Genomic DNA, 12,979 nt, shown 5'->3' with positions numbered 1-12,979 from the left:
TCAGACGCCCGTAGCAGCCCGCTACGGGCTTTTTCAGGCACTGTTGCAAATAGTCGGTGGTGATAAACTTATCATCCCCTTTTGCTGATGGAGCTGCACATGAACCCATTCAAAGGCCGGCATTTTCAGCGTGACATCATTCTGTGGGCCGTACGCTGGTACTGCAAATACGGCATCAGTTACCGTGAGCTGCAGGAGATGCTGGCTGAACGCGGAGTGAATGTCGATCACTCCACGATTTACCGCTGGGTTCAGCGTTATGCGCCTGAAATGGAAAAACGGCTGCGCTGGTACTGGCGTAACCCTTCCGATCTTTGCCCGTGGCACATGGATGAAACCTACGTGAAGGTCAATGGCCGCTGGGCGTATCTGTACCGGGCCGTCGACAGCCGGGGCCGCACTGTCGATTTTTATCTCTCCTCCCGTCGTAACAGCAAAGCTGCATACCGGTTTCTGGGTAAAATCCTCAACAACGTGAAGAAGTGGCAGATCCCGCGATTCATCAACACGGATAAAGCGCCCGCCTATGGTCGCGCGCTTGCTCTGCTCAAACGCGAAGGCCGGTGCCCGTCTGACGTTGAACACCGACAGATTAAGTACCGGAACAACGTGATTGAATGCGATCATGGCAAACTGAAACGGATAATCGGCGCCACGCTGGGATTTAAATCCATGAAGACGGCTTACGCCACCATCAAAGGTATTGAGGTGATGCGTGCACTACGCAAAGGCCAGGCCTCAGCATTTTATTATGGTGATCCCCTGGGCGAAATGCGCCTGGTAAGCAGAGTTTTTGAAATGTAAGGCCTTTGAATAAGACAAAAGGCTGCCTCATCGCTAACTTTGCAACAGTGCCTTCTGAAACGAAATTACAGATTACGGTTAAAATATAAAAAAAAGCCACCAATCCTGCCGGATACGGTGGCTTAAATACAGAATTAATTAATTTATTTCAGTATGTTATCACACATCAGCTGAAGTGTATTGATAAACCTTGCTGCATGAAAACCATCACAGACTGCATGATGAACCTGTACAGAAACAGGTAATAGTACGCGGTCACCTTCCTGCTGAAACTTTGCCATTGTAAAAACCGGGGAAAAATAATCATCATTTCCGGTGATATTCAGATTAAATCCGTCAAAACTCACCCAGGGTAACGATGATATATTCAGGTGATTCTCCGGTAAATTTCCCTGCGGAAACAACCTGGTATCATGCTGATATTCTGCTGTTACCGCGTTATAACCCGCCATAAACTCACTGAGATCCGGAAAATAACGGCAGGACAGTGCGGAGAATGTTTCGGTTTCTTTATGAAAGACAGTAAAGACCGGGTCTGACTGTTCCCAGTAAATCAGTTCATTATCTTTCATTGCCATCCGGAACTCCGGAAACTGATTAACAGCCCGGGAGATCAGGTAAATCATCAGCGGATAAAACTTATAACCGGTTTTCGCCAGTGCAGTACGCAAAGCGGTAATATCGAGTTTGGTGGTCAGGCTGAATCCGCATTTAATCTGCTGACGATAAAGGGCAAAATGTTCCCTGCGATTCCAGGTATTCAGGTCAATCCGGGTAAAATTCATGGTTATTCCTTCTGATTAATAGTGAAAAATATTAATAATCAGAAGGCAGTCTGGTTGTCTCAATGGGTAACATTCCGTCCTCCGTAAGCTGTCTGGTATTCAGTAATAATACCCGATACGGGCTTAATCTGTATTAAGCCCGGTTTTATTTATTCCGGCCACTCATCCGCAAATACATAGCGGATCAGTTCTGCGGATTCACGGGGCGGTGCTCTCAGCACATCCGCCATTAAATCAATTTCCATCTGACAGGTTTGCAGCTTGTCTTCCGCCAGCACATACGGATCATCCGTCAGGAAACTATCGCCGTATTTATCCACCGACCCCTGTATTTGTGCCGAAAATAATGACTGAATTTCATCAGCGGAATAATGCGCAACCGGAGCCCCTTCACCGGCTGAATTCACCAGATCCAGCAACGCTCTGTTACCGATAATAAAGTCACGGTACCCGGCGGAAGCCTTTTTCATATCCGGCGGGCCAGACACTTCCGGATGCAGCACACGAAAGCAGAAGTCACCGGAGGTATCCTGCGCCAGTGCTTTCTGCAAAAATTCCAGCCGCATTTTCCCGTAATTAATCACCGCGTCATCCCCCGCGAGATAAAGCAGTTTTTTAATATTTTCGGTGGCCCACTGTTGCAGGCGCATATAGTACTCTAAACAGGGCACTGTTGCAAATAGTCGGTGGTGATAAACTTATCATCCCCTTTTGCTGATGGAGCTGCACATGAACCCATTCAAAGGCCGGCATTTTCAGCGTGACATCATTCTGTGGGCCGTACGCTGGTACTGCAAATACGGCATCAGTTACCGTGAGCTGCAGGAGATGCTGGCTGAACGCGGAGTGAATGTCGATCACTCCACGATTTACCGCTGGGTTCAGCGTTATGCGCCTGAAATGGAAAAACGGCTGCGCTGGTACTGGCGTAACCCTTCCGATCTTTGCCCGTGGCACATGGATGAAACCTACGTGAAGGTCAATGGCCGCTGGGCGTATCTGTACCGGGCCGTCGACAGCCGGGGCCGCACTGTCGATTTTTATCTCTCCTCCCGTCGTAACAGCAAAGCTGCATACCGGTTTCTGGGTAAAATCCTCAACAACGTGAAGAAGTGGCAGATCCCGCGATTCATCAACACGGATAAAGCGCCCGCCTATGGTCGCGCGCTTGCTCTGCTCAAACGCGAAGGCCGGTGCCCGTCTGACGTTGAACACCGACAGATTAAGTACCGGAACAACGTGATTGAATGCGATCATGGCAAACTGAAACGGATAATCGGCGCCACGCTGGGATTTAAATCCATGAAGACGGCTTACGCCACCATCAAAGGTATTGAGGTGATGCGTGCACTACGCAAAGGCCAGGCCTCAGCATTTTATTATGGTGATCCCCTGGGCGAAATGCGCCTGGTAAGCAGAGTTTTTGAAATGTAAGGCCTTTGAATAAGACAAAAGGCTGCCTCATCGCTAACTTTGCAACAGTGCCCCAACTGTCATTTCAGGATCAGCAAGTAAGATTCTAATTTGTTTAACATCTTCTTCAGAAAGTGACGGTTTTCTCCCTCCCACACGGCCCCTTGCGCGTGCAGCTGCAAGGCCTGAGCGCGTTCTTTCAATATTGCGGTTGCGTTCAAAGCTAGAGAATATCGCCATCAGATGAGTATAGATTTCCCCTATAACTGGCGCATTTGTGTCTATTCTGTCCTTGATGGCTATGAAAGTTATTCCGCGTTTCTTCAGGTCGTCGAGTAAAGTAATGACTTGACCCAATGAACCGCCGAGCCGATCTAGTGCCCAAACTACTAGGGTATCTCCCTCGCGCAATGCTTTCAGGCAGTTCTCCAGTTCCGGCGCACCTTTTTTGTCGCGCTTTGGGCCGCTACGTGAGGTCTGATCCTGATAGATTTGCTCACATCCAGCTTTTGTTAGTTCGTCAACCTGGTGCGCCACATCCTGAAGATGCGTAGATTTACGTGCATAGCCGATTTTCATTCTTTTCTCGCTAATTAGTTATGGGGTTATTGTTATGTTGATACAGTAACGAGTTTTGTTACATGAGGGGAGTCATTTTTCGGGAGAAGTCAGGACTTTTCAAGACTGTCACAAAAACCATCGTTTTTGATACATTAATTTAACCAATAGGTTGCAGATCAAATCGCCTGTAACAGCCTTTCTGGCTGTTTGTCGTTTTCAGAAGACGGCTGCACTGAACGTCAGAAGCCGACTGCACTATAGCAGCGGAGGGGTTGGATCCATCAGGCAACGACGGGCTGCTGCCGGCCATCAGCGGACGCAGGGAGGACTTTCCGCAACCGGCCGTTCGATGCGGCACCGATGGCCTTCGCGCAGGGGTAGTGAATCCGCCAGGATTGACTTGCGCTGCCCTACCTCTCACTAGTGAGGGGCGGCAGCGCATCAAGCGGTGAGCGCACTCCGGCACCGCCAACTTTCAGCACATGCGTGTAAATCATCGTCGTAGAGACGTCGGAATGGCCGAGCAGATCCTGCACGGTTCGAATGTCGTAACCGCTGCGGAGCAAGGCCGTCGCGAACGAGTGGCGGAGGGTGTGCGGTGTGGCGGGCTTCGTGATGCCTGCTTGTTCTACGGCACGTTTGAAGGCGCGCTGAAAGGTCTGGTCATACATGTGATGGCGACGCACGACACCGCTCCGTGGATCGGTCGAATGCGTGTGCTGCGCAAAAACCCAGAACCACGGCCAGGAATGCCCGGCGCGCGGATACTTCCGCTCAAGGGCGTCGGGAAGCGCAACGCCGCTGCGGCCCTCGGCCTGGTCCTTCAGCCACCATGCCCGTGCACGCGACAGCTGCTCGCGCAGGCTGGGTGCCAAGCTCTCGGGTAACATCAAGGCCCGATCCTTGGAGCCCTTGCCCTCCCGCACGATGATCGTGCCGTGATCGAAATCCAGATCCTTGACCCGCAGTTGCAAACCCTCACTGATCCGCATGCCCGTTCCATACAGAAGCTGGGCGAACAAACGATGCTCGCCTTCCAGAAAACCGAGGATGCGAACCACTTCATCCGGGGTCAGCACCACCGGCAAGCGCCGCGACGGCCGAGGTCTTCCGATCTCCTGAAGCCAGGGCAGATCCGTGCACAGCACCTTGCCGTAGAAGAACAGCAAGGCCGCCAATGCCTGACGATGCGTGGAGACCGAAACCTTGCGCTCGTTCGCCAGCCAGGACAGAAATGCCTCGACTTCGCTGCTGCCCAAGGTTGCCGGGTGACGCACACCGTGGAAACGGATGAAGGCACGAACCCAGTGGACATAAGCCTGTTCGGTTCGTAAACTGTAATGCAAGTAGCGTATGCGCTCACGCAACTGGTCCAGAACCTTGACCGAACGCAGCGGTGGTAACGGCGCAGTGGCGGTTTTCATGGCTTGTTATGACTGTTTTTTTGTACAGTCTATGCCTCGGGCATCCAAGCAGCAAGCGCGTTACGCCGTGGGTCGATGTTTGATGTTATGGAGCAGCAACGATGTTACGCAGCAGGGCAGTCGCCCTAAAACAAAGTTAACCCAGGATGAGAACCTTGAAAGTATCATTGATGGCTGCGAAAGCGAAAAACGGCGTGATTGGTTGCGGTCCAGACATACCCTGGTCCGCGAAAGGGGAGCAGCTACTTTTTAAAGCATTGACCTACAATCAGTGGCTTCTGGTGGGTCGCAAGACGTTTGAATCTATGGGCGCACTCCCCAATAGGAAATACGCGGTCGTTACCCGCTCAGGTTGGACATCAAATGATGACAATGTAGTTGTATTTCAGTCAATCGAAGAGGCCATGGACAGGCTAGCTGAATTCACCGGTCACGTTATAGTGTCTGGTGGCGGAGAAATTTACCGAGAAACATTACCCATGGCCTCTACGCTCCACTTATCGACGATCGACATCGAGCCAGAGGGGGATGTTTTCTTCCCGAGTATTCCAAATACCTTCGAAGTTGTTTTTGAGCAACACTTTACTTCAAACATTAACTATTGCTATCAAATTTGGAAAAAGGGTTAACAAAGCTATGCAATCGACGGCAAAAAGCTTCGTTCGCTTCGCGCACTACGCCTTTTCCGCGATTGATAGCGACGTTATGTGAATATTGAAATGAGCATTCCAAAGAAAGGAAGTAGAAAAATTATCGTGGGCGAAAATGAGTTTTTGTGGCTCATTAGGTCAAAACTCACATATTCGCAGGACGGCACTGTTGCAAATAGTCGGTGGTGATAAACTTATCATCCCCTTTTGCTGATGGAGCTGCACATGAACCCATTCAAAGGCCGGCATTTTCAGCGTGACATCATTCTGTGGGCCGTACGCTGGTACTGCAAATACGGCATCAGTTACCGTGAGCTGCAGGAGATGCTGGCTGAACGCGGAGTGAATGTCGATCACTCCACGATTTACCGCTGGGTTCAGCGTTATGCGCCTGAAATGGAAAAACGGCTGCGCTGGTACTGGCGTAACCCTTCCGATCTTTGCCCGTGGCACATGGATGAAACCTACGTGAAGGTCAATGGCCGCTGGGCGTATCTGTACCGGGCCGTCGACAGCCGGGGCCGCACTGTCGATTTTTATCTCTCCTCCCGTCGTAACAGCAAAGCTGCATACCGGTTTCTGGGTAAAATCCTCAACAACGTGAAGAAGTGGCAGATCCCGCGATTCATCAACACGGATAAAGCGCCCGCCTATGGTCGCGCGCTTGCTCTGCTCAAACGCGAAGGCCGGTGCCCGTCTGACGTTGAACACCGACAGATTAAGTACCGGAACAACGTGATTGAATGCGATCATGGCAAACTGAAACGGATAATCGGCGCCACGCTGGGATTTAAATCCATGAAGACGGCTTACGCCACCATCAAAGGTATTGAGGTGATGCGTGCACTACGCAAAGGCCAGGCCTCAGCATTTTATTATGGTGATCCCCTGGGCGAAATGCGCCTGGTAAGCAGAGTTTTTGAAATGTAAGGCCTTTGAATAAGACAAAAGGCTGCCTCATCGCTAACTTTGCAACAGTGCCCTGCGCGGCATGAACAGCGACAACGCCCGCAAGGTGCCCGCCGACGCGCCGACCGAGTTCATCAAGCCGCGCTGGCAGAAGCTGGTCATGACCGACACCGGCATCGACCGGCGCTACTACGAACTGTGCGCGCTGTCGGAGATGAAGAACGCGTTGCGTTCCGGCGACATCTGGGTGCAGGGGTCGCGCCAGTTCAAGGACTTCGAGGACTACCTGGTGCCGCCCGCGAAATTCGCCAGCCTCAAGCAGGCCAGCGAATTGCCGCTGGCCGTGGCCACCGACTGCAACCGGTACCTGAACGACCGGCTGACGCTGCTGGAAACACAGCTTGCCACCGTCAACCGTATGGCGACGGCCAACGAGCTGCCGGACGCCATCATCACCGAGTCAGGCTTGAAGATCACGCCGCTCGACGCGGCGGTACCCGACACCGCCCAAGCGCTGATCGACCAGACGGCAATGATCCTGCCGCACGTCAAGATCACCGAACTGCTGCTGGAGGTGGACGAATGGACGGGCTTCACTCGGCATTTCGCGCATCTGAAATCGGGCGACCCGGCCAAAGACAAGAACCTGTTGCTGACCACGATCCTCGCCGACGCGATCAACCTGGGCCTGACCAAGATGGCGGAGTCTTGCCCCGGCACGACCTACGCCAAGCTGGCTTGGCTGCAAGCCTGGCACATCCGCGACGAAACCTACGGGGCGGCGCTGGCCGATCTGGTCAACGCACAGTTCCGCCATCCCTTCGCCGAGCACTGGGGCGACGGCACCACCTCATCGTCGGACGGCCAGAACTTCCGCACCGGCAGCAAGGCCGAGAGCACCGGCCACATCAACCCGAAATACGGGAGCAGCCCAGGGCGGACGTTCTACACCCACATTTCTGACCAGTACGCGCCATTTCACACCAAGGTCGTGAACGTCGGCGTGCGCGATTCGACCTACGTGCTCGACGGCCTGCTGTACCACGAGTCCGACTTGCGGATCGAGGAGCATTACACCGACACGGCGGGCTTCACCGATCACGTCTTCGCCCTGATGCACCTCCTGGGCTTCCGCTTCGCGCCGCGCATCCGCGACCTGGGCGACACCAAGCTCTACATCCCGAAGGGCGACGCCGCCTATGACGCGCTGAAACCCATGATCGGCGGCACGCTCAACATCAAGCACGTCCGCGCCCATTGGGACGAAATCCTGCGGCTGGCCACCTCGATCAAGCAGGGCACGGTGACGGCCTCCCTGATGCTCCGAAAGCTCGGCAGCTACCCACGCCAGAACGGCCTGGCCGTGGCGCTCCGCGAGCTGGGCCGCATCGAGCGCACGCTGTTCATCCTGGACTGGCTGCAAAGCGTGGAACTGCGCCGCCGCGTGCATGCCGGCCTGAACAAGGGCGAGGCGCGCAATGCGCTGGCCAGGGCAGTGTTTTTCAACCGCCTGGGTGAAATCCGCGACCGCAGTTTCGAGCAGCAGCGCTACCGGGCTAGCGGCCTCAATCTGGTAACGGCTGCCGTCGTGTTGTGGAACACGGTCTATCTGGAACGGGCTGCGCACGCGCTGCGTGGCAACGGCCATGCCGTTGATGACGCGCTGTTGCAGTACCTGTCGCCGCTCGGTTGGGAGCACATCAACCTCACCGGCGATTACCTCTGGCGCAGCAGCGCCAAGATCGGCGCGGGCAAGTTCAGGCCGCTACGACCGCTGCAACCGGCTTAGCGTGCTTTATTTAATGAGATGGTCACTCCCTCCTTCCCAGTACTATGCTGAGGACAGGCTTTCATTCGGAGAACCATCATGGAAAACATTGCGCTTATTGGTATCGATCTGGGTAAGAACTCTTTCCATATTCATTGTCAGGATCATCGTGGGAAGGCCGTTTACCGTAAAAAATTCACCCGACCAAAGCTAATCGAATTTCTGGCGACATGCCCGGCAACAACCATCGCGATGGAAGCCTGTGGCGGTTCTCACTTTATGGCACGCAAGCTGGAAGAGTTAGGGCATTTTCCAAAGCTGATATCACCGCAATTTGTCCGCCCATTCGTTAAAAGCAACAAAAATGACTTCGTTGATGCTGAAGCTATCTGTGAAGCAGCATCACGTCCATCTATGCGTTTCGTGCAGCCCAGAACCGAATCTCAGCAGGCAATGCGAGCTCTGCATCGTGTCCGTGAATCCCTGGTTCAGGATAAGGTGAAAACAACTAATCAGATGCATGCTTTTCTGCTGGAATTTGGTATCAGCGTTCCGCGAGGTGCTGCCGTTATTAGTCGACTGAGTACCCTTCTTGAGGACAGTAGTTTGCCTCTTTATCTCAGCCAGTTACTGCTGAAATTACAACAGCATTATCACTATCTTGTTGAGCAGATTAAAGATCTGGAATCTCAGTTGAAACGAAAGTTGGACGAAGATGAGGTTGGACAGCGCTTGCTGAGTATTCCCTGCGTTGGAACGCTGACTGCCAGTACTATTTCAACTGAGATTGGCGACGGGAAGCAGTACGCCAGCAGCCGTGACTTTGCGGCGGCAACAGGGCTGGTACCCCGACAGTACAGCACGGGAGGTCGGACGACATTGTTAGGGATTAGCAAGCGGGGCAACAAAAAGATCCGAACTTTGTTGGTTCAGTGTGCCAGGGTATTCATACAAAAACTGGAACACCAGTCTGGCAAGTTGGCCGACTGGGTCAGGGAGTTGTTGTGTCGGAAAAGCAACTTTGTCGTCACCTGTGCTCTGGCAAACAAGCTGGCCAGAATAGCCTGGGCACTGACGGCGCGACAGCAAACTTACGAAGCATAAAGGCAGAAATACACCAGTTTAAACAATCATTCATCTGGTTTTGCGAATACTGATATTGATGATACTAACGGCCCACCGGCCTGTTGAGGAACCTGTAAAACGGAAAGGCTCATTGAAGCCGTATATTTTCTGGAGGTTCATCAGGCGCGGAACTCATCGAGGCGCGGGAATAAAATCCCATTCAGACGCCGGATAGATTCAAGCAAGCCAACTTGTCGTCAAAATCGGTGTTGCAAAAACGGGAGTGACCATAGATTCCGTTTTCTGAGGCGACCCCCACATAGAGACCTTCCCGGTCATTCACTTTGTAGAGTTTGTCCCTGGGCTTGAGATTGCGCAGCTTGGTATCGGTCAGCATGTACCTTGTCCTTCTTCGTCTCCGATACCCACTCTATTGTAAACAAGACATTTTTATCTTTTATATTCAATGGCTTATTTTCCTGCTAATTGGTAATACCATGAAAAATACCATGCTCAGAAAAGGCTTAACAATATTTTGAAAAATTGCCTACTGAGCGCTGCCGCACAGCTCCATAGGCCGCTTTCCTGGCTTTGCTTCCAGATGTATGCTATTCTGCTCCTGCAGCTAATGGAGCACCGCAAACAGGTTACTCGCCTGGGGATTCCCTTTCGACCCGAGCATCCGTATGAGACTCATGCTCGATTATTATTATTATAGAAGCCCCCATGAATAAATCGCTCATCATTTTCGGCATCGTCAACATAACCTCGGACAGTTTCTCCGATGGAGGCCGGTATCTGGCGCCAGACGCAGCCATTGCGCAGGCGCGTAAGCTGATGGCCGAGGGGGCAGATGTGATCGACCTCGGTCCGGCATCCAGCAATCCCGACGCCGCGCCTGTTTCGTCCGACACAGAAATCGCGCGTATCGCGCCGGTGCTGGACGCGCTCAAGGCAGATGGCATTCCCGTCTCGCTCGACAGTTATCAACCCGCGACGCAAGCCTATGCCTTGTCGCGTGGTGTGGCCTATCTCAATGATATTCGCGGTTTTCCAGACGCTGCGTTCTATCCGCAATTGGCGAAATCATCTGCCAAACTCGTCGTTATGCATTCGGTGCAAGACGGGCAGGCAGATCGGCGCGAGGCACCCGCTGGCGACATCATGGATCACATTGCGGCGTTCTTTGACGCGCGCATCGCGGCGCTGACGGGTGCCGGTATCAAACGCAACCGCCTTGTCCTTGATCCCGGCATGGGGTTTTTTCTGGGGGCTGCTCCCGAAACCTCGCTCTCGGTGCTGGCGCGGTTCGATGAATTGCGGCTGCGCTTCGATTTGCCGGTGCTTCTGTCTGTTTCGCGCAAATCCTTTCTGCGCGCGCTCACAGGCCGTGGTCCGGGGGATGTCGGGGCCGCGACACTCGCTGCAGAGCTTGCCGCCGCCGCAGGTGGAGCTGACTTCATCCGCACACACGAGCCGCGCCCCTTGCGCGACGGGCTGGCGGTATTGGCGGCGCTGAAAGAAACCGCAAGAATTCGTTAACTGCACATTCGGGATATTTCTCTATATTCGCGGTTCAGCAGGCATGTCCCCTTTGAGGGCGACCCGACGACAGGATAATCGACCTTATGGTGCGCAAATATTTCGGCACAGACGGTATTCGTGGCAAAGCCAACGAAGGCGCGATGACGGCGGAAACCGCCTTGCGCGTCGGCATGGCGGCTGGCCGTGTCTTTCGTCGCGGTGACCACCGCCATCGTGTCGTGATCGGCAAGGATACGCGCCTGTCGGGCTATATGCTTGAACCCGCGCTCACAGCCGGTTTCACCTCGATGGGCATGGACGTATTCCTTTTTGGCCCGCTGCCGACAACGTATAGGAAGAATAAACGCCCTTTTCACCCAAGTCCAACAGCTTTGGACCGCAGTTGACTCTTTCGACACCCCTGCGATGCAACCCAATCCGTCTGACGGGGAGCCAGCAACGCTGAAAATTTACCCTCCTCTTTCCCACTAGCGGCTCCTTTTCCGACAACCAGCACGGCGGATCCCTGCCGCGGCGCTGTGAACGCAGCATTTTGATTGGTATCGTTGGCCTTCAGGCTCGTCAGTCAAACAGACCCAGGAGCAGCTCAGCCGGTGGCGCCCGGCTTTCGGGTAACGCCCTGGTCCCGCTGGTTTCGGCTTTGTGCTTCAGGTGATCAAGGATCTGCTTGATCACTATAGGGTCTTCAATGCAGGCGATGACTTTCATGGCGCCGCCGCAGCCGCTGCAGGTCTCGATGTCGATATTGAAAACACGCTTGAGCCGTTGCGCCCATGTCATCGACGCTCGCCGTTGTGCTGGTGTTGCCGGTTCATCAGCCACCCTGACCTTGTTGCCCCTGCCCCGTTTTGCCGGCGTGACCAACGCCCGGTGCCGACTGTTGGGTGCGAACACCCCGTGGAAGCGGGTTAGGTTGACTCTGGGCTTCGGTACCAGGGCGGCCAGCCTTGCAATGAAATCCAATGGTTCGAAAATGACGTGCGTGGTGCCGTCCCGGTACGGCGTCTTGAGCTGGTAGCGCACGTTGCCGCCTCGTGTTAACGACAGCCGCTTCTCGGATACCGCCGGGCGGCTGATGTACCGGCACAGCCGTTCGAGCTTCTTGCGTTCATCGGCCCTGGCCGCCACGCCGGCGTGCAGGCTGGACCCGGCTACCTTGCCAATCCCGTCACCGAACGGATCACCACTGGTCGGCAGAGTTTGCAAAGTGAACACCTTTCGCCCCGCCTGTGAACCGACAGCGATACGGTAAGTGATCGAGTGCCCCAGCAGGGGTGTCATCGGGTCGTCATCCACCGCATCCGAGGCCAGATAGCTGTTTTCGACATCCCGTTCCAGCAGGCCTTGCCGTTCCAGATAGCGACCCACCCGGTGGGCGATGGTGTGCGTCAGCTGGGTGAGCTCTGGGCTGGTCGGCGCCTTGACCCAGCGGAAACGCGCTGAGCCGTGGGATTGCTCGACATACACACCGTCGAGAAACAGCATGTGGAAGTGAACATTCAGATTGAGCGCCGATCCAAAACGCTGGATCAGGGTGACCGCGCCCGTCTTGGCCACTTGGTGGGTATGGCCCGCTTTCTTGACCAGGTGCGTGGCAATGACGCGGTAAACGATGCCCAGCACCCACCCCATGATCTCGGGCCGGCTGGCAAACAGGAAACGCAGCTGAAACGGGAAGCTCAACACCCACTGACGCATGGGTTGTTCAGGCAGTACTTCATCAACCAGCAAGGCGGCACTTTCGGCCATCCGCCGCGCCCCACAGCTCGGGCAGAAACCGCGACGCTTACAGCTGAAAGCGACCAGGTGCTCGGCGTGGCAAGACTCGCAGCGAACCCGTAGAAAGCCATGCTCCAGCCGCCCGCATTGGAGAAATTCTTCAAATTCCCGTTGCACATAGCCCGGCAATTCCTTTCCCTGCTCTGCCATAAGCGCAGCGAATGCCGGGTAATACTCGTCAACGATCTGATAGAGAAGGGTTTGCTCGGGTCGGTGGCTCTGGTAACGACCAGTATCCCGATCCCGGCTGGCCGTCCTGGCCGCCACATGAGGCAT

The 12,979-nt window shown here is 54.3% G+C and carries 11 protein-coding genes and 3 pseudogenes; 8 read left to right on the top strand and 6 right to left on the bottom strand.

Going from position 1 to position 12,979, the window contains the following annotated elements; genetic code table 11:
* Positions 1-99 precede the first annotated feature (99 nt).
* Positions 100-804 (top strand): IS6-like element IS26 family transposase, encoded by a 705-nt coding sequence (locus KB890_RS26705; protein ID WP_001067855.1) that lies wholly within the window; start codon positions 100-102, stop codon positions 802-804.
* 143 nt (positions 805-947) lie between these two features.
* Here the strand turns inward: KB890_RS26705 and KB890_RS26700 are convergent, their stop codons facing one another.
* Together KB890_RS26700 and KB890_RS26695 are read right to left on the bottom strand one after the other, a co-directional pair.
* Positions 948-1,589: a type A-2 chloramphenicol O-acetyltransferase CatII gene (locus KB890_RS26700; RefSeq protein WP_001011939.1), complete on the bottom strand. Its 642-nt coding sequence runs from the start codon at positions 1,587-1,589 to the stop codon at positions 948-950.
* A 149-nt stretch (positions 1,590-1,738) separates the two neighbouring features.
* The gene (locus KB890_RS26695; RefSeq protein ID WP_223174629.1) at positions 1,739-2,155 is read right to left on the bottom strand and encodes a hypothetical protein; all 417 of its coding nucleotides are present in this window, start codon (positions 2,153-2,155) and stop codon (positions 1,739-1,741) included.
* Between the two features lie 163 nt (positions 2,156-2,318).
* Here KB890_RS26695 and KB890_RS26690 point away from each other — a divergent pair, with 163 nt between their 5' ends.
* Positions 2,319-3,023, top strand: coding sequence for an IS6-like element IS26 family transposase (locus KB890_RS26690; protein WP_001067855.1), 705 nt, complete (start codon positions 2,319-2,321; stop codon positions 3,021-3,023).
* Between the two features lie 33 nt (positions 3,024-3,056).
* On the opposite strand, the gene KB890_RS26685 is transcribed toward KB890_RS26690, so the two are convergent.
* Both KB890_RS26685 and intI1 read right to left on the bottom strand, forming a co-directional pair.
* Positions 3,057-3,581, bottom strand: coding sequence for a recombinase family protein (locus KB890_RS26685; RefSeq protein ID WP_094818827.1), 525 nt, complete (start codon positions 3,579-3,581; stop codon positions 3,057-3,059).
* Between the two features lie 392 nt (positions 3,582-3,973).
* Positions 3,974-4,987, bottom strand: coding sequence for a class 1 integron integrase IntI1 (gene intI1, locus KB890_RS26680; protein ID WP_000845048.1), 1,014 nt, complete (start codon positions 4,985-4,987; stop codon positions 3,974-3,976).
* A gap of 155 nt (positions 4,988-5,142) precedes the next feature.
* On the opposite strand from intI1, the gene dfrA14 reads away from it, so the two are divergent.
* The 4 genes and pseudogenes from dfrA14 to KB890_RS26660 all read left to right on the top strand — a co-directional run bounded on the left by dfrA14 (position 5,143) and on the right by KB890_RS26660 (position 9,418).
* On the top strand, positions 5,143-5,616 hold the full coding sequence (dfrA14, locus tag KB890_RS26675; RefSeq protein WP_004201280.1) for a trimethoprim-resistant dihydrofolate reductase DfrA14: 474 nt from the start codon (positions 5,143-5,145) through the stop codon (positions 5,614-5,616).
* A 246-nt stretch (positions 5,617-5,862) separates the two neighbouring features.
* Positions 5,863-6,567 carry an IS6-like element IS26 family transposase gene (locus KB890_RS26670; protein WP_001067855.1) on the top strand — a complete coding sequence of 235 codons (705 nt, stop codon included), beginning with the start codon at positions 5,863-5,865 and terminating at the stop codon, positions 6,565-6,567.
* 52 nt (positions 6,568-6,619) lie between these two features.
* Positions 6,620-8,335, top strand: a pseudogene (locus tag KB890_RS26665) (Tn3 family transposase); the annotation flags it as partial.
* Between the two features lie 78 nt (positions 8,336-8,413).
* A complete protein-coding gene (locus KB890_RS26660) occupies positions 8,414-9,418 on the top strand; it encodes an IS110-like element IS5075 family transposase (protein WP_000427619.1) in 1,005 nt (334 codons plus the stop codon).
* Between the two features lie 253 nt (positions 9,419-9,671).
* Here the strand turns inward: KB890_RS26660 and KB890_RS27640 are convergent.
* A pseudogene (locus tag KB890_RS27640) lies at positions 9,672-9,776 on the bottom strand (Arm DNA-binding domain-containing protein); the annotation flags it as partial.
* Positions 9,777-10,105: 329 nt separating this feature from the next.
* Here KB890_RS27640 and sul2 point away from each other — a divergent pair.
* Both sul2 and glmM read left to right on the top strand, forming a co-directional pair.
* A complete protein-coding gene (gene sul2, locus KB890_RS26650; protein ID WP_001043260.1) occupies positions 10,106-10,921 on the top strand; it encodes a sulfonamide-resistant dihydropteroate synthase Sul2 in 816 nt (271 codons plus the stop codon).
* Between the two features lie 86 nt (positions 10,922-11,007).
* Positions 11,008-11,250: pseudogene (gene glmM, locus KB890_RS26645) on the top strand (phosphoglucosamine mutase); the annotation flags it as partial.
* Positions 11,251-11,485: 235 nt separating this feature from the next.
* Here glmM and KB890_RS26640 read toward each other — a convergent pair.
* Positions 11,486-12,979, bottom strand: coding sequence for an IS91-like element ISCR2 family transposase (locus KB890_RS26640; protein WP_001120888.1), 1,494 nt, complete (start codon positions 12,977-12,979; stop codon positions 11,486-11,488).

Origin of the sequence: Klebsiella sp. P1954, assembly GCF_018199955.1 — a bacterium.
In the GTDB taxonomy this organism is placed as follows: domain Bacteria; phylum Pseudomonadota; class Gammaproteobacteria; order Enterobacterales; family Enterobacteriaceae; genus Klebsiella; species Klebsiella pneumoniae.
Note: the sequence above shows the minus strand (reverse complement) of the source record. Positions and strands in the feature narration are given on the sequence as shown.

What these genes read in the sequence shown, in the direction of transcription:
- KB890_RS26705 (WP_001067855.1), top strand. Translation starts at nt 100, where the DNA reads ATGAACCCATTCAAAGGCCGGCATTTTCAGCGTGACATCATTCTGTGG.
- KB890_RS26700 (WP_001011939.1), bottom strand. Translation starts at nt 1,589, where the DNA reads ATGAATTTTACCCGGATTGACCTGAATACCTGGAATCGCAGGGAACAT.
- KB890_RS26695 (WP_223174629.1), bottom strand. Translation starts at nt 2,155, where the DNA reads ATGCGGCTGGAATTTTTGCAGAAAGCACTGGCGCAGGATACCTCCGGT.
- KB890_RS26690 (WP_001067855.1), top strand. Translation starts at nt 2,319, where the DNA reads ATGAACCCATTCAAAGGCCGGCATTTTCAGCGTGACATCATTCTGTGG.
- KB890_RS26685 (WP_094818827.1), bottom strand. Translation starts at nt 3,581, where the DNA reads ATGAAAATCGGCTATGCACGTAAATCTACGCATCTTCAGGATGTGGCG.
- intI1 (WP_000845048.1), bottom strand. Translation starts at nt 4,987, where the DNA reads ATGAAAACCGCCACTGCGCCGTTACCACCGCTGCGTTCGGTCAAGGTT.
- KB890_RS26670 (WP_001067855.1), top strand. Translation starts at nt 5,863, where the DNA reads ATGAACCCATTCAAAGGCCGGCATTTTCAGCGTGACATCATTCTGTGG.
- KB890_RS26660 (WP_000427619.1), top strand. Translation starts at nt 8,414, where the DNA reads ATGGAAAACATTGCGCTTATTGGTATCGATCTGGGTAAGAACTCTTTC.
- sul2 (WP_001043260.1), top strand. Translation starts at nt 10,106, where the DNA reads ATGAATAAATCGCTCATCATTTTCGGCATCGTCAACATAACCTCGGAC.
- KB890_RS26640 (WP_001120888.1), bottom strand. Translation starts at nt 12,979, where the DNA reads ATGCCTCATGTGGCGGCCAGGACGGCCAGCCGGGATCGGGATACTGGT.